The following is a 20312-nucleotide window of genomic DNA, read 5'->3' as shown; positions in this document are numbered from 1 at the left end:
TCAGATGCCGGAGTCGGGGGTGCGCACCAGGATGCGGCGGCAGTTCTCGCAGCGCACCACGGCGTCGGGGGCGGCGGCGCGCACCTCGTTCAGCTCGGTGATGTTCAGCTCCAGCCGGCAGCCCTCGCAGCGCTTCTGGTACAGGCGGGCGGCGCCGACGCCGCCGTGCTGGTCGCGCAGCTTCTCGTAGAGCTTGAGCAGGTCGGCGGGGACGGAGCCGGCGACCACCTCGCGCTCCTTGGCCAGCGTGCCGCGCTCGGCGTCGATCCCCTCCAGGGCGGCGGCGCGGCGCCCCTCGGCCTCGGCGGCCTTGGCCTGCACCGACTCCAGGCGGCGGGTCAGCTCGGCCACCCGCTCCTGGACGCTCTCGCGGCGCTCCATGACCTCCAGGACGACGTCCTCCAGGTCGCCCTGGCGCTTGGCCAGCGAGGCGATCTCGCGCTGGAGGTTCTCCAGGTCCTTGGGGGAGTTGACGACGCCGGAGTCCAGGCGCTTCTGGTCCCGGGCCGCGCGCTGGCGCACCTGGTCCACGTCCTGCTCGGCCTTGACCTGTTCGCGGGCGGTGTCGCTCTCCTCGGTCTGCGCGGCGACGAGGAGGTCGCGCAGCTGGGTGAGGTCGCTGCCCAGGCTCTCGATCTCGGCGTGCTCGGGCAGGGTGTTGCGCTTGTGCTCCAGCTGCCCCAGGCGCGAGTCGAGGGCCTGCAGGTCGAGCAGTCGGATCTGGTCGGCGGGCGAGGCGTTCAGCGTGGGGCTCCTGGGCTGCTGGTCGGGACGGATCGGGGTGCTGCTGCCGCCCCGGCCGCCGGCGACGGGGCGGGGGCGGAGGAGTCTTCGGGGGCGGGAGCCGGGGCGGGGTTCGGGGTGTGGGCCGTCCACGGGTCGGTGACCGTGCGGGAGACGGAGGTCTCCAGGTCCCAGCCGTTGCGGGCGGCGATGTCGTCCAGCTGGGCCGCGGCCTGCTCCACCCAGGGCCACTCGGTGGCCCAGTGGGCCGCGTCGACCAGGGCGGGCGGGCCCGCCTGCAGGGCCTCGGAGGCGGGGTGGTGGCGCAGGTCGGCGGTGAGGTAGACGTCGACCCCGGCGCGGCGGACGTCGTCGAAGAGGCTGTCGCCGGAGCCGCCGCAGACGGCGACGGTGCGCACCGTGGCGTCCGGGTCGCCGGCCACCCGCAGGCCGGTGGCCGTGCGGGGCAGTCCGGCGGCGGCCCGGGCGGCGAAGGCGGCCAGGGTCGTCGGCTCGGGCAGTTCGCCGACGCGGCCCAGGCCGCGCCGGCCGTCGGGGTCGGTGGGGTCGGGGACGAGCGGGCCGGTGACGCGCAGGCCGACGGCGGCCGCGAGCGCGTCGGAGACGCCGGGGGCCGCGCGGTCGGCGTTGGTGTGGGCGACGTGCAGGGCCACGCCGTTCTCGACGAGGCGGTGCACGACGCGGCCCTTGAAGGTGGTCGCCGCGACGGTCGTGGTGCCCCTCAGGTAGAGCGGGTGGTGGGTGACCAGGAGCTGGGCCCCCAGGCTCACCGCCTCGTCGACGACCTCCTGCACCGGGTCCACCGCGAACAGGACCCGGCCCACCTCGGCGTCGGGGTTGCCGCAGACGAGGCCGACCGCGTCCCACGACTCGGCCCGCTCCGGGGGCCACAGGACTTCGAGGGCTGCGATGACGTCGGACAGTGTGGGCACGGGTGAGAGGTTACCCCGGCGGGGGATCCCGGCCTCAATCGCGGCGCGGCCGGGCCGGCGGGCGGGCGGGGACGGAGGAGGAGGGGCCGCGGCCTCCGGTCGGCACACCCCGCCCACAACTTCTGCGTAAATCGGACCGGTACACCCTTACGTGTGAATCGACCCGTCTCGCGTTGGTCGTCACGGAGTGCGAAAACTAGCTTCGGGCCCGGAGGTGACCCGAAGATGACGGCCTGCGTCACTACTGCGTTCCCCCGGGGCGAGACCCTCGGCCGCCGGGACGGGCCCGCCCCGGCGGCCGGGTCCGGCGCGGGCGCCCGGGGTGCGGGGAGGGCGGGCTTCTCGTTCGCCGCGGACGGTTCCTACGCGGCGTGCCTGGCCCCCGGCCCGGACGGCACCGGACCGCACGTCGAGCGCTGGACGCTGGACGGCCCCGAGCCGTACACCGTCCCGCTGCCCGGAGCGCGGCCCGAGGGGCCCGGCAGCGAGGTGGCCGCACTTCCCGACGGGAGGGTGCTGATCCGCCGGCCGTCGCCGGACGGCTCGCGCCACCACCTGGCCCTGCTCCACCCCACCGGCCCCCGGACCGGCGAGCTGCCGCTCGGCTCGCTCGCCGGGACCGAGGTGCGGCTCCTCCCTCCCCCGCCCGTGCAGGGCCCCGGGGCCGCGGCGGACCTGGTGTTCGCCCTGGCACGGCACGGGGACCGCACGACCGTGTGGCTGGTCCACGACGGCCGGACGGCCGGTGTGCCGCGCCCCGTGGCCTCGGTGGACGGGCGCTGCACCGGGGGCGTCTGGCTCGACCGCACGGCCCGGCTGCTCGCCGTCGACCGGCACGCCGGCGACGGCCCGGGGACGGGCGGCGCGAAGACGGTGGTCGTGGACCTGGCCACCGGGGCCGTCACCCCGCTGCTCCAGCTCACCCCGGACAGCGACGACCGGCTGCTGCTCGCCGACCCCGACAGCGGCCTGCTCGTCCTGCGCAGCGACGCACCGGGGACGGCCCGGCTGGGCTGGGGCGTGCTCGGCAGCAGGCTGCCGGTGCGCTTCCCCGACTGCCTCGCCCCGCCCGACGTCCGGCTGACGCCGTTCGCCGTGCAGCCCGGCGAGGCGCTGGCACCGGAGGCGGCCGGGGTGGCCCTGCGGGTGGACGGGCCGCAGGGCACCGGGCTCGCGGTGTGGCGGCCCGCGGAGCGGCGCCTGCGGCAGCTCCCCGCCCCGCGGGGCTGGTTGGCGGGTGCGGGGCGCTGGACCCCGCACGGCCTGTGCCTGCCGTTCTTCGAGGCGGAAGGCGGCTGCGGAGTGGCCGTTCCCGCGGACCCGCCCGCCCCCGGCGGCACGGCCGTCCCCGGCACCCCGTCGGCGGCCACAGGTCCGGCCGCACCCGCCGCACCCGCCGCACCTGTCGGTCCGGCCACCCCCGCCGCGCCCGCACCGACGGTCGGCGGCGCGGGACGGGCGCAGGTGCGCCGGGAGGCGCCGAGGGCCGGACGGGGCGCCGACACCGGAGCGGTGGCGTTGTTCACCGCCGCCGCGGCCGCCGCCCGCCGAGGGCCGGACGGCCGCCGCGGACCGGGCGCCCGCGGGACGGCGCAGGAACGTCCCCTCCCGGGCCCGGGCCCGGCTTTCCCGTCCCGTCCCGCTCCGGTCCGGAACGGGACGGCGGACGGCGGGCCCCGGCCGGGCCGCTGGGAAGCCGTCCGCATCCCCCTGCCCGCAACGGCGGCCACGGCCGGGGCCGCCGGACCCGGGCCCGCGGCCGGCGGCCTGTCCGCCTGAACCGGCGCGGACGGGCGGGACGGCGGGTGGAACCGGCGGGGCCCGTGCGGTCGTGAACCCTGTGGGGCGGGGGACCGGACAGCCGGGCCCCACGGGTCGTCACGCAGCCGGTCGACGCGCCTGTCCGCGGTCGCAGCGGGACGGTCGCGCACTCCGGACCGGAAGACCCGCGGCCCCGAATTTCCCGGAACCGAAACGACCCGACGGAGAGACACGCATGTCCGACGCCCGACCCGACACCGCCGAGGACCGTGCCCCTGATGCGGCCGCTCCCGGAGCCGGCCACGGCAGGCACCGGGGACCCGCCTCCCCCCGCGACGCGGAGGGAGGGGCGAGCGGCCGGCACCGCCGCGCCGCCTCCGTCCCGCAGGAAGACTGAGCACGCGGCCGGGCCGGAAGGTCCGGCCGTGCCCCGGGCCACGTCCCGGTCCCGGCTCCGGCGCCTGCCCCGGCTGCGGCGTGTGCTCCGGGGCCGGGGCGGGGCCAGCGGTTCGCCGGGAGCGGGGGTGAGGCACGATGTGCACCGTCGATCCGCGCGCACGAAAGAGCAGGGCAGGACATGGCACAGGCCGCCCGTACCACCGCCGACCGCACCGAGGACCGCGCCGCCGGGCGCCCGGACGACGGCGTGCTCGCGTCGTTCGAGGCGGCGAAGGGCTTCATGCCGGTGGACGAGGGCTTTGCCCTGTACGCCGCGGCCTCCGAGGCCGCCCGCACCGGGCTGCCGCTGCTGGAGGTCGGAACCTACTGCGGCCGGTCCACGATCCTGCTGGCCGCCGCCGCGCGGGAGGCCGGGACGGTGGCCGTCACCGTCGACCACCACCGCGGCTCCGAGGAGCAGCAGCCCGGCTGGGAGTACCACGACGCCGGGCTGGTCGACCCCGAGGTCGGCCTGATGGACACGCTGCCGACCTTCCGCCGGACCCTGCACGCGGCAGGCCTGGAGAACCACGTGGTGGCGCTGGTCGGACGCTCCCCGCAGGCGGCCGCCCTGTGGAACCGCCCGGTGGGCCTGGTCTTCATAGACGGCGGGCACACCGACGAGCACGCGACGGCCGACTACGAGGGCTGGGCCCCGCACGTCGCCGAGGGCGGCCTGCTCGTCGTCCACGACGTCTTCCCCGACCCCGCCGACGGCGGGCAGGCGCCGTACCGCATCTACCGCCGGGCCCTGGACTCCGGCGCCTTCACCGAGGTCTCGGCGACCCGCTCCCTGCGGGTGCTGCGCCGCACCGGCACCGGCATCTGACCCCGTGACGCGACTGTTGCCGCATCCGCTGGAGCCCGGCCGTCCCGCCGGGTGAGAATCGTTCCCCTGCGGTTGGCGGAACGGAGCGGGCGGACAGGGGCGGGGTCATGACGGGCTGGAACAACGGCGCACGGGCGGTGTGGGACCCGACGGCCGACGGGGGCGCGGGCGGATGGGTTCGGCCCGCGGGCCCACCGGACGGAACGGCCGACCGGCCGTTCCCGTCCCGGCAACTGCCCCCGCACGACGGCACCCACGGCGGCACGCACGACAGCGGCAGGAGCGACGGCGGCGGCACGGGCCCCGGGGACGGCGGCACGGGCCCCGGGGACGGCGACCGGACGGGGCCGCCGCGGACCGTCCCTCCGCAGGAGCGGCCTCCGATGCCGCCGATGCCACCGCAGGTCACCCCGACCCCGCCGCCGTACACCGCACCACCGCCGCCGTACGGCCGGCCGGGAACCCCTCACGGGCAGCCCCTCCTCCCCGGCCAGCAGTCCCCCTACGGGCAGCAGTTCCCCCACGGGCAGCCGGGACCGGCCGGGGCCGCGCACGGCGGGCCCGGGGTTCCCGTGCCGGACGCGGCGCCCCCCGGGCGGGGCGGGCCGCGCCGGTGGGCACTGCTCGCGGGGGCCGCGCTGCTGTGCGCGGCGCTCGGCGTCGGCGTCGTGGCCCTGGTCTCCGAGGACGACGGGGGCGGGGTTGCGGCCTCCCCCACGGCGGACCCGACCGAGCCGGGCGGCACCGTCACCGCCCCCGGCGGCGGGACGGCGGGGCCCGGACCGTCCGCCTCGCCCTCACCCTCTCCCTCCCCGAGCGGCCCGCGGGACGCCGCGGGCCAGGCGGCCGCGCTCGACGCCCTCCTGGAGGAGAGTTCCGAGGACCGGCAGAAGGTGATCGACGCGGTCGGCACCGTCTCCGCCTGCGGCTCCGCCTCCTCCTTGGCCTCGGCCCGCGACGACCTCGACGAGGCCGCCGAGCACCGGGACGACCTGGTAGCGCGGCTCCGCCGCCTGGACGTCTCGGCACTGGAGGGCGGGCGGGACGCCGTCTCGGTGCTGCTCAGCGCCTGGCGACACTCGGCCGCCGCCGACCGGGCGTTCGCCGACTGGGCGGACACGGCGGCCGGCGGCGCGTGCGCCTCCGGGACCGCCCCGCAGGACGCGGACTATCGTCGGGGCGTGACCAGCAGCGGCAAGGCGTCGGCGGCCAAGGAGACGTTCGTGGAGCAGTGGAACGCGACAGCGGCCGAGCACGGCCTCGAGAAGAGGTCCGCGGATGCCTTCTGAGGAACCCCGGAGGGGAGCCGGCAGGTCCGCGGTGATCGCCGTGTGCGTACTGGTCCCGGCGGTCTTCGCGGGCTGGCTGGTGTGGGCCGGGAACGGGCCCCCATCCCCCGGCCCGGCCCCGTCGGCGGCCTCCCCGGCCGGTTCCGCCCCTGAGAGCGGGGACGGCAAGGGCGGGGACGGCAAGAGCGGGGACGGCAAGGGCGGGGGGAAAGGCCCGCACGCGAAGACCCTGCCGCTGGCCGGCCGGGTCGTCGTCCTCGACCCCGGCCACAACCCAGGCAACTTCCGCCACACCTCCGAGATCAACCGAACGGTGGACGTCGGCACCCACCGCAAGGAGTGCGACACCACGGGCACCTCGACCGACGACGGCTACGCGGAGGCGGCGTTCACCCTGGACGTCTCCCGCCGCGCCCGCGAACTGCTGGAGCGGCAGGGCGCGACGGTGCGGCTGACCCAGGACGGCGACCGCCCCTGGGGGCCGTGCATCGACGAGCGGGCGCGGATCGGCAACAAGGCGGACGCGGACGCGGTGGTGTCGGTGCACGCGGACGGATCGGGCTCCGGCAACCGCGGGTTCCACGTCATCCTCCCCGCGAAGGTGCGGGCCGGCGGCGCCGACACCACCGCGATCACCGGCCCGTCCCGGCGCCTGGGCGAGTCGGTGAAGGAGAACTTCGCCCGGTCCACCGGCAGCCCGGTCTCCAACTACCTGGGCGAGGGGACCGGGCTGACGGTGCGCCGGGACCTGGGCGGGCTCAACCTGTCCACGGTGCCCAAGGTGTTCGTCGAGTGCGGCAACATGCGCGACGCGCGCGACGCGGCCCTGCTGAAGGATCCCGCCTGGCGTCAGGACGCGGCCCGCGGCATCGCCGACGGCGTCACGGACTTCCTCTCCTGACACGGCCGCTCCTGAGACCGGCCGCGACCGCCCGGGGCCGCGTACGGCCCTCGGAGGGCCGGCCGTGCACTCATGGTCAAACCCGGACCACGGTCCGTCCGGCGTCCCCTTAGGATGGTGCCCCGCTCAGAAGTCCCGCGCCCGGCACGTCATCCCGAAGGACCTCCCTTGAACATCCGCTCCCTCACCCGAGGAGACGGCGCGGTGATCGGCGCAGCGGTGCTGCTGCTGATCACCTCCTTCCTGCCGTTCTTCAGCTTCGACGAGTGCGACAGCGCCAAGGAGGACTGCACCGTCAGCGCCTGGAGCACCGCGGTGTTCCCGGTGCTGCCGTCGGTGCACCTGCTCGGCCTGCTCGCCGCCGCGCTGGTCGTCGCGGCTCGCTTCCTGCCGGCCGGCCGCAAGGTACTGGGGCTCGAACTCGGCCAGTGGGGCGTGGCGTTGAGCGTGTTCGCCGCCTGGTCGGCGCTGTGGTCGCTCTTCTCCGAGCTGTGGTACGAGCCCGACGCCCAGGAGGCCGCCGCGCAGCTTCCCGAGGGGGTGGTCAGCCCCTTCGAGACGCTGAACGAGAAGACGGCCCTGGGCTACGGCGCCTTCCTGACCGCGGTGTTCGCCATGGTGCTGGCGGGGCTGGCCGTGGCGGGCGGCAAGGTCCCGGCCCTGCGCGCCGCGCTCCTGCCCGCCCCCCGGCCGCAGGCGCAGCCGCACCCGGCCGCGGGCGTGGGCCAGGCCGCCGGCGGCTACGGCTACCCGGGGACGGGTGGCCCGGCGGCGTACGGCGGCCGGCAGCCGGGCGGTCACCAGCAGGGGGGCCCGCAGCAGGGCGTCCCGTCGCAGGGCGGGCACCCGGAGGCCGGGTCGCCGGGCCACGCGCCGGAGTTCGCCCCGTTCTGGTTCGCCGTCCCGGTCAACCGCCCGCTGTACGGCGAGGACGGCTCGCCCTCGCCGGTGGCCGAACTGACGCCGGGCGTCTGGTACCTGGCGGTGGACCAGCGCGGGCAGTCGCTGGTCGCGCAGACCCAGGACGGCCGCCGCGGCGTGCTGCAGGACACCACCGGCATCCAGCGCGGCTGAGGGCGGCCCCGTCCCGGGGCCGATCCCGCCGGGCACAGCACTGCGCCCCACCGGTCACGGACCGGTGGGGCGCAGTGCTGTCCGGGGCCTCCGGGACGGGCCTCCGGGGCGGTGTCAGGCTCCGGGGAGGCAGTCGCAGTCGTCCTCGGCGGGTGCCAGGCCGGCGGGCAGCCGTTCCCCGCCGAAGACGGCGGTGGTCGCCTCGTCGCCGCCGATCGCGGCGACGGCGAGCAGGACGGAGCCGGCGGTCCAGCTGGTGCGCTCCTCGGGCCAGATCGCCTCGTCCGCGAAGACGTACCCGGTCCAGTACATGCCGTCCTCGGCGCGCAGGTGCTGGATCCACCGCAGTATCTGCACGGCGCGCTCGGACTCGCCGATCGCCCAGAGGGCGAGGGCGAGTTCGGCGCTCTCCCCGCCGGTGACCCAGGGGTGGTCGTCGACGCAGCGGACGCCGAGGCCGTCGACGACGAAGCGGTCCCAGTGGTCGGCGATTCGCTGCTGCGCGGCCGGTCCGCGCAGCGCGGTGCCCAGGACCGGGTAGTACCAGTCCATGGAGTAGCGGTCCTTGTCGAGGAACCGCTCGGGGTGGCGGGCGACGGCGTGGCCGAGGCGGCCGGCGGCCAGTTCCCAGTCGGGCTGGGGGTCCTCGCGCTGTTCGGCCACGGCCAGGGCGCAGCGCAGGGCGTGGTAGATGCTGGAGCAGCCGGTGAGCAGGGCCTCCCGCGGGGCCCGGTCGGGGGTGTCGCCGTCGTCGAGCTTCCAGCCGACGGTGCCGTCGGGCAGCTGGAGGGAGAGGACGAACTCCACGGCGGCGTACAGGCACGGCCACATGCGGTCGAGGAACGCCTCGTCGCCGGTGGACAGGTAGTGGTGCCACACGCCGACGGCGATGTAGGCGCAGAAGTTGGTCTCGCGTCCGCGGTCGGTGGGTTCGCCCTCGGCGGGGCGGCCGTCCTCGCCGGGTCCGTAGCCGTAGGCGGCGTACCAGGAGCCGTCGGGGTTCTGGCGGGAGGCGAGCCAGTCGTAGGCGGCCTCGGCGCGCTCGTGCTCGCCCGCGGCGTCCAGGGCCATGGCGGCCTCGGTGTGGTCCCACGGGTCGAGGTGCCCGCCGGTGAACCAGGGGACGGCCCCGTCGGGCCGCTGGACGGCGAGGATGCCGCGCACTGTGGCGGCGGCCTGCTCGGCGGTGAGGACGCCGGGGAGGACGAGGCGCTCGGTGCGTCCGGGGGAGGTCATTCGGCGGCTCCGCCGACCGGTGCCGCGGCGGCGGGCGCGGCGGTGTTCGCGGGCAGGTGCGGCTTGGTGGCGTAGGCGACGAAGCTCTTGCCGATGAGGGGGTTGAGGACCTGCTCGGCGACGCGGGTGGCCAGCGGGCGCTTCATGATGTCCCACACCAGGAGCTTGTGGTAGGCCTTCACCGGCAGCGCCTTGTCGTTGTCGACGCCGACCGCGCACTTGATCCACCAGTAGGGCGAGTGCAGACCGTGGGCGTGGTGGGTGCCGTAGGGCCGCAGGCCGGCCCGGCGCATCTTGCCCAGCAGTTCGTCGCCGCGGTAGATGCGGATGTGGCCGCCCTCGACCTCGTGGTACTCGTCGGAGAGCATCCAGCAGATCTTCTCGGGCAGCCAGCGCGGCACGGTGACGGCGATGAGGCCGCCGGGCCGCAGGACGCGGAACATCTCGGCGAGCACGCCGGTGTCGTCGGGGATGTGCTCCATGACCTCGGAGATGATCACGCGGTCGAAGCTGTTGTCGGGGAAGGGCAGGGCGAGCGCGTCGCCCTCGATCGCGGTGGCGGTGGCGCCGGCCGGGGCCTCGCCCGCCTCGGCCATGGCGGCGAACCACTTGGCGACCTCGCGGATCTCCTCGCCGTTGCGGTCCAGGGCGACGACGTTGGCGCCGCGGCGGTAGCACTCGAAGGCGTGCCGGCCGGCGCCGCAGCCGAGGTCGAGGACCCGGTCGCCGGGGGCGAGCGGAAAGCGGGAGAAGTCCACGGTCAGCACGGGGGTCTGCTTTCGTCCGAGGGGTCGAGGGGCGGTGCCGGGCGGGATGGGGGGACGGGCCCGGGCGGTCGTCGGTCGGCGGTCGTCGGTCGGCGGGCTGGTGGGCGGGCCGGTCGGCCGGTCAGCGGGTCCTGGCCGCCGCTCCCTGCGCGGCGATCGCCGCCCGGTAGCGTTCGGCGGTGCCGCGGGCGGCCGCCTCCCAGGTGAAGCGGGCGAGCACGCGCTCGCGGCCGGCGGCGGCCAGGCGGCGGCGCAGGCCGTCGTCGGCCAGGACGCGGCCCAGGGCGGCGGCCAGGGCGCCGGGGTCGCCGGGCGGGACGGCCAGGCAGGTCTCGCCGTCGGGGCCGGCGACCTCGGGGATGGCGCCGCCGGTGGTGGCCACCAGGGCGGTGCCGGTGGCCATGGCCTCGGCCGCGGGGAGGGAGAAGCCCTCGTAGAGGGAGGGGACGCAGGCGACCTGGGCGCTGCGGACCAGGTCGGCGAGTTCGGCGTCGCTGATGCCCTTGACGAACTCGATCGCGTTGCCCAGTCCGTAGCGGTCGATCGCGGCGGCCACCGGTCCGTCGTCGGCGCGCTTGCCGACGACCACCAGGTGGGCGTCCGGCTGCTCGGCGCGCAGCTTGGCCAGCGCCTCCACCAGGTGGACCAGGCCCTTGAGGGGGACGTCGGCGCTGGAGGTGGTGACGATCCGGCCGGGGACCTCGGGGACCGAGGGGTCGGGCGAGAACAGCTGCGTGTCGGCGCCGATGTGGACGACGTGGATGCGTTCGGGGCGCACGCCGAGGTGGTCGACGATCTCCTGCCGGGAGGTGCCCGAGACGGTGAGCACGGACGGCAGGCGGCGGGCGACCCGCTTCTGCATGCGGGTGAAGCCGTACCAGCGGCGCACCGACAGGCGGCGCTTCCAGCCGTCGGCGGCGTCCAGGTCCAGCTGCCGGTCGACGGTGATGGGGTGGTGGACGGTGGTGACCAGGGGCGCGCCGAGGGCGCGGCCGTCCAGCAGGCCGTAGCCGAGCGTCTGGTTGTCGTGGACGACGTCGAACTCGCCGTGGCGGGCGGCCAGGTGGCGGCGGGCGCGCAGGGAGAAGGTGAGCGGCTCGGGGAAGCCGCCGGTCCACATGGTGGCGACCTCCAGGAGGTCGACGGCGTCCCGGAACTCCTCGCGGCGCGGGGTGCGGAAGGGGTCGGGCTGCCGGTACAGGTCGAGGCTGGGCAGGCGGGTGAGGGAGAGCCTGCCGGGGGCGGCGTCCTCGTCGAGGACGGGGTAGGGCTGGGCGCCTATGACCTCGACGGTGTGCCCGAGCCGGGCCAGTTCGCGGGAGAGGTGCCGGACGTAGACGCCCTGCCCCCCGCAGAAGGGGTTCCCCTTGTAGGTGAGCATGGCGATGCGCAGGGGTCCGTCCCCGGCCGGGGAACTGGCGGGCGCGGAGCCCGTCGCCTGCGCGGGCTGCGTGGCCTCGGCGGTCACTCACGGCCCCCTTCTCGCTGCACTTGAAGGCGGAGCGTAACCGCCCGCAGTAATCTAGAACAAGTTTCAGATCTGTTCGTTCGAGGAAACTCGAATCTACCCGGCGGTACGCCGCCTGCCGTCAGGAGGGACGGGTGATTCACGCCACGGTCCCGCCCCTGCCGGAGCCCAGCCATTCGTCGCACCCGCCCCAGCGGCGGAAAAGAGCGGAACGGGACGCATGCCCACCCAGCACACGAAGGCTCCCCCCTCGCCCCTGACCGAGCGGCAGGAGGCCCGCCGGGCCGGAATCCTGTCCGCCGGCGCGCTGCTGGCCGGCCGGGGCGGGTTCGACGCGGTGCAGATGCGCGAGGTCGCCGGTGCGGCGGAGGTGGCCCTGGGCACCCTCTACCGGTACTTCCCCTCCAAGGTGCACCTGCTGGTGGCCGTCATGGAGGACCAGCTGCACCGCCTGCGCGCGCAGATCCGCTCGCGGCCCCCGGCCGGCGCCACTCCGGGGGAACGCGTCGCCGACGTCCTGGGCAGGGCCTTCCGCGCCCTGCGGCGCGAACCGCAGCTGGCGGACGCCATGGTGCGGGCGCTGACCTTCGCCGACCGCTCGGCCTGCGCGCAGGTGGAGGCCGTCGAACGGCTGACGGTGGCGATCGTGCTGGACGCGACCGGGCTGCACGGCGAACCGGGCGGGGAACTGCTCTCCGCGGTCCGCGTCGTCGAGCACACCTGGGTGCTCTCCCTGGCCGCCTGGCTGGCGGGCCGGGCCGACGCGGACCAGGTGGAGACCGACATCGCGACGGCGTGCCGCCTCGTCGACGCCGCGTGCCCGCCGCACTGACCCTCCGCCTCCGGCGGCCCTCCGACGCGCAGGCCCTCCGCCTCCGCCGCCCCCGCCCGCCCGTTCGCGCCTCCCACGCTTCAACGGCGCGGTGGGTGGAAGAAGGAAGGGGTGATGCTGCCGGCACGAGGATCGAGGGGGCCCATGGCTTCGGACGCGGGCGTCATGGACGAGCGGGCGCGCAGGGAACTGGCGTCCTTCCTGCGCTCGTGCCGCGAGCGCGCGGGGCTCCTCGAGGGGGTGGCCGCGGCCGGAACGCCGGACGGCGGGCCGGACGGCGGGCCGGACGGCGGGGCGCCCCGCACCCGCGGGCTGCGGCCCGAGGAGGTCTCGGTGCTCTCCGGGCTCAGCCTGACCTGGTACACCTGGCTGGAGCAGGGGCGCTCCGTCGCGGTCTCCGAACCGGCGCTCCGGGCCCTGGCGGCCGCCCTCGGGTTGGGCCCGCGCGACCGCGCCGAGCTGTTCCGGCTCGCCGGCCGCGGCCGGGTCGCCGAACGCCCGGCGCTGCCCCCGGCGACCGCCGTCGGGGCCGACGTGCGGCTGCTGCTGGAATCGCTGGTGCCCAACCCCGCGTTCGTGGTCGACCGCTGCTTCGACGTCCTGGCCTGGAACCGGGCGGCGTCCGCGCTCGCCGGCGGCCTCGGCCGGGACCGGCCGCCGGCCGAACTGAACGTGCTGTGGCTGGTGTTCAACGAGCCGTGGGTGGGCGGGCTGCTGCCGGACCGGGACGCGGAGGCGGCCCGGCTCGTCGCGGAGCTGCGCGAGGTGTCCCCCCTCGAGATGGACAACCCCCGGTTCACCGAGCTGGTCGCCTCCCTCCAGCGCACCAACGGGCTCTTCCGCGACCTGTGGAACGGCCCGGACGCCCGGCCCGCACCGAGCGCCGTGCGCCGTTTCCGCCACCCGGACACCGGCGACCTGACCCTCACCCACCTGCGCCTGGCGGTGGAGGGCACCCCCGGCCACAGCGTCGTCGTGCACCTGGCCGGGCCCGGGTCCCCGGAGGAAGGGGCGCTGCGCCGCCTGTGCGACGCCCCCGCCGGGCGGGGCCGGGGGTGATGCGCCTCACGGAAGGTTCCGGAGGTGCCCCGTCCGGCTACAGTGTTGGCCAGAAAACTTCATCCGTGTCCGATCGGGGGAAGCCGGTGCGAATCCGGCGCTGACCCGCAACCGTGAACGGCCCGCACAGGGCCGTGAGTCGGAACACCCGGACGGGCACGAGCGGCTCCCGGACCCGGTGGCCGGCGCGCGAGCGCCGCCGGCCACCGGGTCCGGCACCGTCGAGGTATACGGAGCTGGAGTCCGGTGCCCCCGCCCTCCCGGGCGGGTGTGCAGCGGTGTCCGGCAACGGACCGCTCACCGAAAGGCAACCGGGCTTCCCATGTCCACCATGTTCACCGCGACCGTCCGCCGCAGCGCGGCGGTCCTGGCCGCCGGCGTCGTCCTCTGCACCGCCGCGGCCCCCGTCGCCGCCGCCTCCCCCGCGGCCTCCGCCTCCCCCTCCCCCGAGCTCCCCGCCGGGCTGTACGGCAAGGCCGACCCGGCCTACGACGGCGTGTGGCGCCAGTCCCTGGCCCTGCTCGCCCTCGACACCGCCGGCGTCACCCCCGCCGACGAGGCCGTGGACTGGCTCACGGGCCAGCAGTGCGAGGACGGCGGCTTCGCCTCCTACCGCGCCGACACCGGCGTGAAGTGCGACCCGAAGACCCAGGACACCAACGCGACCGCCATGGCCGTGCAGGCCCTCGCGGCCCTCGGCGGCGAGTCCGCGACGGTGGACAGGGCCGTGGACTGGCTGAAGGAGGTTCAGAACAAGGACGGCGGCTGGCCGTACAACCCGGGCAACCCCAGCGACGCCAACTCCACCTCCGTGGTGATCGGCGCCCTCGACGCCTCCGGGCAGAAGGTCGCGGACGTGCTGAAGGGGTCGAAGTCCCCCTACGACGCGCTGCTCTCCTTCCAGTTGGGCTGCGACGCGGACGAGAAGGACGGGCGCGGCGCGTTCGCCTACCAGCCGGACGCCGAGGGCGGACTCGTCGCCAACGACAACGCCACCGCGGCGGCCGCCCTCGCCTCCCTCGGCAGCGGCCACGCCGTCCCCGCCCCGAAGGGCGACCGGCCCGTCGAGGCGCCGAAGTGCTCCGGCGGCGACGCCGAGGGCTTCGGCTCCGCCGAGGAAGCGGCCGATGCGGCCGCCGCCTACCTGGTGTCCCGGCTGAAGGCCGACGGGCAGCACCTGAGCGCCCTCCAGCCGGGCGCGGACAAGCCGGCGCCCGACCACGGCACGACCGCCGACGCCGTGCTCGCCCTCGCCGCCGGCGGCCACCTGGAGGCGGCGAAGGCCCCCGCCGCGTGGCTGGGGAAGAACTCCTCCGAGTGGGCGAAGGACCAGCCGGCCGCCCTGGGCAAGCTGGTCCTCACCGCGGCGGCGACCGGCGGCGACGCCTCCGCCCACGTCGAGCAGCTGACCGCACTGGGCCCCGAGCCGAAGGCCGCCTCCGAGGACGCCGGCAACGGCGACGGGCAGCAGGAGGAGGCCGAGGACTCCTCCGGCAGCGCCCTGTGGTGGATCATCGGCGCCGGCCTGCTCGTGGGACTCGTCGCGGGCGTCGTCATCAGCCTGCGGGGCCGGAACAACAAGTGATACGCGCGGGACGCACCCCTGCGGCGGGCCGGCTCCGCCGCAGGGCGGTGGCCGCGGCCCTGCCGGCCGCCGCGGCCCTGCTGGCCGCCACGGCCTCGCCGGCCGAGGCCGTCGGCTACCGCTACTGGTCCTTCTGGCAGACCGACGGCGACGCCTGGGCCTACGCCCGGCAGGGGCCGTCGGTCAGCCGCCCCCTCGACGGCAGCGTCGAGGGCTGGCGGTTCTCGGTCAGCGAGGACTCCTCCGAGAAGGCTGCGCGGCCGCGCGGGGACCGGGACTTCGCGGAGATCTGCGCGGACACCCCCGCCGAGAAGGGCACCAAGCGCATCGCGCTGGTCCTGGACTTCGGCACGGCGGACGACGCCCCCGGGGGCGAGACTCCGCCCCGGCCGCGCACCGCCTGCGCCCGGGTGCCGGAGGGCGCCACCTCCGCCGAGGCGCTGGCCGAGGTGGCCGCGCCCCTGCGCTACGGCTCCGACGGCCTGCTCTGCGCCATCGACGGCTTCCCCGCCTCGGGCTGCGGCGAGGCCGTGGCCGGCGACGGCCGGAAGGACACCGGCGAGGACACCGACGGCGCCGACGCCGGCGGGGACGCCCCCGGGGCCTCCTCCGGGAACGGCAACGGGAACGGCGGCGGGGACGGCAACGGAGACGGCGGCAGGGACGGCGGGCCTTCCGTGGGCGTCCTCGCCGGCGTCGGCGCCGTCGTACTGCTCGGCGCGGCAGCGGCGTGGCAGGCACGCCGCCGCTCATGACCGCGCCGGTCGCCGACCGCAGCAACGCCCTGCACGCCGGAGCGTGGTGGCTGTGGGCTCTCGGCCTGGCCGCGGCCGCCTCCCGGACCACCAACCCGCTGCTGCTCGCCCTGCTCGTCGCGGTCTCCGGGTACGTGGTGGCGGTACGCCGCACCGCCGCGCCGTGGGCGCGCTCCTACGGGGCGTTCCTCAAGCTGGGCCTGGCGGTGCTGGTGATCCGGCTGGTGTTCACCGTCCTCCTCGGCTCCTCCGTGCCCGGCACCCGTGTGCTGTTCACCCTGCCGGAGATCCCGCTGCCGTACTGGGCGCAGGGCATCCGGCTGGGCGGGCCGGTCAGCGCCGAGGGCGTGGCCTTCGCACTGCGCCAGGCCCTGCGGCTGGCCACGCTGCTGGTCTGCATCGGTGCGGCCAACGCCCTGGCCAACCCCGCGCGGCTGCTCAAGTCGCTGCCCGCGGCGCTGTACGAGGTGGGCGTGGCCGTGGTCGTGGCGATGACGTCCGCCCCCACCCTGGTCGCCGACATGGCCCGGCTGCGCTCCGCGCGCCGGCTGCGCGGGCGCAAGGACAAGGGGCCGGCGGCGCTGGTGCGGGTCGCGATCCCCGTCCTGGAGGGCGCCCTGGAGCGCAGCGTGGCCCTGGCCGCGTCGATGGACGCGCGCGGGTACGGCCGCACCGCTGCCGTGCCGGCCGCGGTCCGCAGGACCACCGCCGTCCTGACGCTGGGCGGCCTGCTGGGGGTGTGCGTCGGCTCCTACGGCCTGCTGACCACCGTCGGCGGGGCCTTCGGGCTGCCGCTGCTGCTGGCCGGGCTGGCCGCCGCCCTCGGCGGCCTGTACCTGGGCGGGCGGCGCTCGGTGCGCACCCGCTACCGGCCCGACCGCTGGGGGGCGCGGGCCTGGGCCGTCTCGCTGTCCGGGGTCGCGGTGGCCGCGGTGACGGTGTGGGCCGCGGGCGCGTACCCGCAGGCGATGAACCCGCCCGCCGTGCCGCTGACCGCCCCCGAACTGCCCCTGCTGCCGGCCGCGGGCGTGCTGCTCGGGCTGCTGCCCGCCCTCGTCGCCCCGGTCCCCGCGCGTCCCGCCGCGCGCCCCCAGAAGGAGGTCCAGTGATCCGTTTCGAGGACGTCTCCGTCGTCCACCCCGGCGCTCCCGCCCCGGCGGTCGCGGGCGTGGACCTGACCGTCCCGGAGGGTGAGCTGTGCCTGCTCGTCGGGCCGTCCGGCGTGGGCAAGTCCACCCTGCTGGGCACGGTCAGCGGACTGGTGCCGCACTTCACCGGCGGCACGCTCCACGGCCGGGTGACGGTCGACGGCCGCGACACCCGCACCCACCGGCCCCGCGAACTGGCCGACCTGGTCGGCACGGTGGGGCAGGACCCGCAGGCGCACTTCGTCACCGACACCGTCGAGGACGAACTCGCCTACGGCATGGAGTCGCTTGGGCTGCCCGCCGACACCATGCGGCGCCGGGTCGAGGAGACCCTGGACCTGCTGGGCCTGACCGACCTGCGCGAGAGGCCCATCGCCACCCTCTCCGGCGGCCAGCAGCAGCGCGTGGCCATCGGCTCGGTGCTGACCACCCACCCGAAGGTGCTGGTGCTCGACGAGCCGACGTCCGCGCTGGACCCGGCGGCGGCCGAGGAGGTGCTGGCGGTCCTGCAGCGGCTGGTGCACGACCTGGGCACGACGGTGCTGATGGCCGAGCACCGCCTGGAGCGGGTCGTGCAGTACGCCGACCGGGTGGTGCTGCTGCCCGGCCCCGGGCAGGCGCCGGTCGTCGGCACGCCCGCCGACGTCATGGGCGTCTCCCCCGTCTTCCCCCCGGTGGTGGCCCTGGGCCGGCTCGCCGGCTGGTCGCCGCTCCCACTGACCGTGCGCGACGCGCGCCGCAGGGCGGGGGACCTGCGCGAGCGCCTCGCCTCCGTGCCCACCGTGCCCGCTTCGGGCGCCCCGGACGCCGCAGGCGTCGTGGGCGTGCCGGCGGCCGCCGCGGGCCCCTCCCCCCTGCCCGCCGTCGCGCCCGGGGCCGGAGCCGTGGAGGAGGCCGGGACACCGGAAACCGCCGGGCGGGGCGGGCCGGACGGGCGGGGCGGTCTGTGGTCCCGTCTGCGCACCCGTCTCGGTTCCGGGAACGCCGCCTCCCCGAAGGGCCGTTCCGGTGCCCCGGGCCCGGCCGGCGGCGCCCCTGCCGCGGCGGTCCCGTCCCCCGCCGCGCCTGCGGGCGCCCCGGGCGACGCCGACGGCCCCGGAACCGGCGGGCCGTTCGCCGAGGCGGCCGGGCTGTCGGTGCGGCGGGGCCCCGTGCCCGCCCTGCGCCGGGTGGACCTGACCGTCCGCCGCGGCGAGGCGGTCGCCCTGATGGGCCGCAACGGGGCGGGCAAGTCCACCCTGCTGGGCACCCTCGTCGGCCTGCACGCCCCCTCCTCCGGCAGCGTCACCGTCGGCGGGCGCACCCCGCACCGCACGGGGCCGCGCGAACTGCTGCGCCACGTCGGCCTGGTCCCGCAGGACCCGCGCGACCTGCTGACCGCCTCCACCGTGGCCGCCGAGTGCGAGGCCGCCGACCGCGACGCCGGCGCGGAGCCGGGCACCTGCCGCGCCCTGGTCTCCGCCCTCCTCCCCGGCGTCGACGACGCCGCCCACCCCCGCGACCTGTCCGAGGGGCAGCGGCTCGCCCTCGCCCTGGCCGTCGTCCTGGCCGCCGAGCCCCCGCTGCTCCTGCTGGACGAGCCCACCCGGGGCCTGGACTACGCGGCCAAGGCCCGCCTGGTCGAGCACCTGGCCGGCCTCACCGCCCGCGGCCACGCCGTCGTACTGGCCACCCACGACGTGGAGCTGGCCGCCGAGGTGGCCCACCGGGTGGTGATCCTGGCCGACGGCGAGGTCGTCGCGGACGGCCCCTCGGCCGAGGTGGTGGTCTCCTCCCCCACCTTCGCCCCGCAGGTGGCCAAGGTCCTGCAGCCGCAGAGGTGGCTGACGGTCCGGCAGGTCGCCGCCGCTCTCGGGGAGGCGTCGTGACCGCCCGGCCCCCGGCCCCGGCCCCGTCCCCGTCCCCCGGACCGGACCGGACCACCCGCCCCGTCCGAGCCGCCCGCCCCGCCCGAGCCGCCCGGCCCGTCCGGCTCGGCCCCCGCTCGATCGCCGCGCTGGTCCTGGTCTCGGCGGTCGGCGTGGTCGGCTTCGGCTGGCCGCTGCTGGCCGCCCCCGATTCGTCCCTGGCCCACGCGCAGGACGCGCCGTGGCTGTTCGCGGCGCTGCTGCCGCTGCTGATCGCGGTGGTCATGGCCACCGTCTCCGACACCGGGCTGGACGCCAAGGCCGTCGCCATGCTCGGCGTCCTGACCGCCGCGGGGGCGGCACTGCGGCCGCTGGGCGCGGGAACCGCCGGCCTGGAACCGATGTTCTTCCTGATGGTGCTGTCCGGCCGGGTCCTGGGGCCGGGCTTCGGGTTCGTCCTCGGGTCCCTGTCGATGTTCGCCTCGGCGCTGCTCACCGGCGGCGTGGGCCCGTGGCTGCCGTTCCAGATGCTCACCATGGGCTGGGTGACCATGGGCGCAGGTCTGCTGCCCCGCCCGGAAACCCTGCGCGGCAGGGGCGAACTGCTCCTGCTCGCCGCGTACGGGGCGGTCACCGGCGTCGCCTACGGGTTCATCATGAACATGTCCGGCTGGCCGTACGAGCTGGACCCGTCCTCGAACGCCGCCTTCCAGCCGGGTGCGCCGCTGCACGAGAACCTGGCACGCTTCGGCGCCTACTGGGTGGTCCGCTCCGCCGGGTGGGACCTGTCCCGGGCCGTCTTCACCGCCGTGCTCACCCTCGCCCTGGGCCGCCCCGTCCTGCTCGCCCTGCGCCGCGCCACCCGCCGCACCGCCTTCGGCGCCCCCGTCACCTTCACCCCGGGCGGGAGCGAAGACCGGGGCCGAATGTAGGCACATGTGGTAACTTTCCTGTATGGCGAGCATCGGGCTGAGGGATCTCAGCCACCACACGTCCCGCATCGTCAACCGCGTCCGACAGGGCGAGGTCATCGAAGTGACGGACCACGGCAAACCCATCCTGCGCCTGGTTCCGATAAAGGAAGGCGAGTCCGTCAGGGACCGGCTGATCTCCGAAGGGCGCCTCCGCCCGGCCCTCACCACGGAGCTCCCTGCGGAGATCTCCTTCGCCGACGAGGGCCCCAGCCCGTCGGAGGCCCTTGCCGACCTGAGGGACGAAGAGCGCTACTGATGATCTACCTGGATACCTGCGCCCTGTTGAAACTCGCCCACCGGGAAGCAGAGTCCTCCGCCCTCAGAGCATGGTTGCTGAGCAGTCCCACGGAGAACCGGCGCGTGAGCAGCGCACTGGCAGAGGTCGAGGCGGCACGCGCCCTGCGCCGGTCCGACCCTGAAGCCCTGCCGCGACTCCCCGGCCTCCTGGCCGCCTTCGACCTGATCGAGATCGACCAGGCCGTCCGTCGGCGCGCAGCGGCCTATCCCGACCCGCTCCTGCGTTCCCTCGACGCGATCCACCTCGCCACGGCCGAGGAGGTCCGTCCGGAGCTGAGTGCCTTCGTCACCTATGACAAGCGCCTCGCCTCAGCCGCCATGGGGATCGGCCTGCCGGTGGTCGCCCCCTCCTGAGTCCGGCGCCCCCGCCGGGCGG

The 20312-nt window shown here is 76.5% G+C and carries 19 protein-coding genes and 1 riboswitch; of the genes, 14 read left to right on the top strand and 5 right to left on the bottom strand.

Going from position 1 to position 20312, the window contains the following annotated elements; translation table 11 throughout:
- Both GQS52_RS19925 and GQS52_RS19920 read right to left on the bottom strand, forming a co-directional pair.
- Complete coding sequence (locus GQS52_RS19925) at positions 1-744, bottom strand: C4-type zinc ribbon domain-containing protein (RefSeq protein WP_182316587.1); 744 nt, start codon at positions 742-744, stop codon at positions 1-3.
- Positions 741-1676: a Nif3-like dinuclear metal center hexameric protein gene (locus GQS52_RS19920; protein ID WP_182314716.1), complete on the bottom strand. Its 936-nt coding sequence runs from the start codon at positions 1674-1676 to the stop codon at positions 741-743. Before GQS52_RS19920 ends, GQS52_RS19925 begins: the two co-directional genes overlap by 4 nt.
- A 225-nt stretch (positions 1677-1901) precedes the next feature.
- Between GQS52_RS19920 and GQS52_RS19915 the strand changes: the two genes are divergently transcribed.
- The 5 genes from GQS52_RS19915 (at position 1902) to GQS52_RS19895 (ending at position 7968) form a co-directional block, all read left to right on the top strand.
- On the top strand, positions 1902-3455 hold the full coding sequence (locus GQS52_RS19915; protein ID WP_182314715.1) for a hypothetical protein: 1554 nt from the start codon (positions 1902-1904) through the stop codon (positions 3453-3455).
- Between the two features lie 559 nt (positions 3456-4014).
- Positions 4015-4704, top strand: a complete 690-nt coding sequence (locus GQS52_RS19910; RefSeq protein ID WP_182314714.1) for a class I SAM-dependent methyltransferase — start codon at positions 4015-4017, stop codon at positions 4702-4704.
- A gap of 107 nt (positions 4705-4811) precedes the next feature.
- Positions 4812-5993 (top strand): hypothetical protein, encoded by a 1182-nt coding sequence (locus GQS52_RS19905; RefSeq protein ID WP_182314713.1) that lies wholly within the window; start codon positions 4812-4814, stop codon positions 5991-5993.
- The gene (locus GQS52_RS19900; RefSeq protein WP_182314712.1) at positions 5983-6894 is read left to right on the top strand and encodes an N-acetylmuramoyl-L-alanine amidase; all 912 of its coding nucleotides are present in this window, start codon (positions 5983-5985) and stop codon (positions 6892-6894) included. Before GQS52_RS19905 ends, GQS52_RS19900 begins: the two co-directional genes overlap by 11 nt.
- 168 nt (positions 6895-7062) lie before the next feature.
- Positions 7063-7968 carry a DUF5336 domain-containing protein gene (locus GQS52_RS19895; protein ID WP_182314711.1) on the top strand — a complete coding sequence of 302 codons (906 nt, stop codon included), beginning with the start codon at positions 7063-7065 and terminating at the stop codon, positions 7966-7968.
- A gap of 114 nt (positions 7969-8082) precedes the next feature.
- On the opposite strand, the gene GQS52_RS19890 is transcribed toward GQS52_RS19895, so the two are convergent.
- The 3 genes from GQS52_RS19890 to GQS52_RS19880 form a co-directional block, all read right to left on the bottom strand.
- Positions 8083-9204, bottom strand: coding sequence for a prenyltransferase/squalene oxidase repeat-containing protein (locus GQS52_RS19890; RefSeq protein WP_182314710.1), 1122 nt, complete (start codon positions 9202-9204; stop codon positions 8083-8085).
- Positions 9201-9971: a class I SAM-dependent methyltransferase gene (locus GQS52_RS19885; protein WP_182314709.1), complete on the bottom strand. Its 771-nt coding sequence runs from the start codon at positions 9969-9971 to the stop codon at positions 9201-9203. Before GQS52_RS19885 ends, GQS52_RS19890 begins: the two co-directional genes overlap by 4 nt.
- 121 nt (positions 9972-10092) lie before the next feature.
- The gene (locus GQS52_RS19880) at positions 10093-11439 is read right to left on the bottom strand and encodes a glycosyltransferase family 4 protein (protein ID WP_259370869.1); all 1347 of its coding nucleotides are present in this window, start codon (positions 11437-11439) and stop codon (positions 10093-10095) included.
- 220 nt (positions 11440-11659) lie between these two features.
- On the opposite strand from GQS52_RS19880, the gene GQS52_RS19875 reads away from it, so the two are divergent.
- The 9 genes from GQS52_RS19875 (at position 11660) to GQS52_RS19835 (ending at position 20290) form a co-directional block, all read left to right on the top strand.
- A complete protein-coding gene (locus GQS52_RS19875) occupies positions 11660-12271 on the top strand; it encodes a TetR family transcriptional regulator (protein WP_182314708.1) in 612 nt (203 codons plus the stop codon).
- A gap of 144 nt (positions 12272-12415) precedes the next feature.
- A complete protein-coding gene (locus GQS52_RS19870; protein ID WP_182314707.1) occupies positions 12416-13330 on the top strand; it encodes a helix-turn-helix domain-containing protein in 915 nt (304 codons plus the stop codon).
- Between the two features lie 48 nt (positions 13331-13378).
- Positions 13379-13501, top strand: a riboswitch (cobalamin riboswitch).
- A gap of 160 nt (positions 13502-13661) precedes the next feature.
- Complete coding sequence (locus GQS52_RS19865) at positions 13662-14915, top strand: prenyltransferase/squalene oxidase repeat-containing protein (RefSeq protein WP_182314706.1); 1254 nt, start codon at positions 13662-13664, stop codon at positions 14913-14915.
- On the top strand, positions 14915-15670 hold the full coding sequence (locus GQS52_RS19860) for an SCO2322 family protein (protein ID WP_259371162.1): 756 nt from the start codon (positions 14915-14917) through the stop codon (positions 15668-15670). Before GQS52_RS19865 ends, GQS52_RS19860 begins: the two co-directional genes overlap by 1 nt.
- On the top strand, positions 15667-16779 hold the full coding sequence (locus tag GQS52_RS19855) for a CbiQ family ECF transporter T component (RefSeq protein ID WP_182314705.1): 1113 nt from the start codon (positions 15667-15669) through the stop codon (positions 16777-16779). Before GQS52_RS19860 ends, GQS52_RS19855 begins: the two co-directional genes overlap by 4 nt.
- Entirely contained in the window at positions 16776-18686 is a 1911-nt protein-coding gene (locus tag GQS52_RS19850; protein WP_182314704.1) for an ABC transporter ATP-binding protein, read from the top strand. The genes GQS52_RS19855 and GQS52_RS19850 overlap by 4 nt, the downstream gene beginning before the upstream one ends.
- A 119-nt stretch (positions 18687-18805) precedes the next feature.
- Positions 18806-19597, top strand: a complete 792-nt coding sequence (locus tag GQS52_RS19845; protein ID WP_259371161.1) for an ECF transporter S component — start codon at positions 18806-18808, stop codon at positions 19595-19597.
- A gap of 22 nt (positions 19598-19619) precedes the next feature.
- A complete protein-coding gene (locus GQS52_RS19840; protein ID WP_182314702.1) occupies positions 19620-19895 on the top strand; it encodes a type II toxin-antitoxin system prevent-host-death family antitoxin in 276 nt (91 codons plus the stop codon).
- Positions 19895-20290 (top strand): type II toxin-antitoxin system VapC family toxin, encoded by a 396-nt coding sequence (locus GQS52_RS19835; RefSeq protein ID WP_182314701.1) that lies wholly within the window; start codon positions 19895-19897, stop codon positions 20288-20290. The genes GQS52_RS19840 and GQS52_RS19835 overlap by 1 nt, the downstream gene beginning before the upstream one ends.
- The last annotated feature ends 22 nt before the right edge of the window (positions 20291-20312 follow it).

It is taken from the genome of Streptomyces sp. SCUT-3 (genome assembly GCF_014083985.1).
Lineage (GTDB): Bacteria > Actinomycetota > Actinomycetes > Streptomycetales > Streptomycetaceae > Streptomyces_H > Streptomyces_H thermolineatus.
Note: the sequence above shows the minus strand (reverse complement) of the source record. Positions and strands in the feature narration are given on the sequence as shown.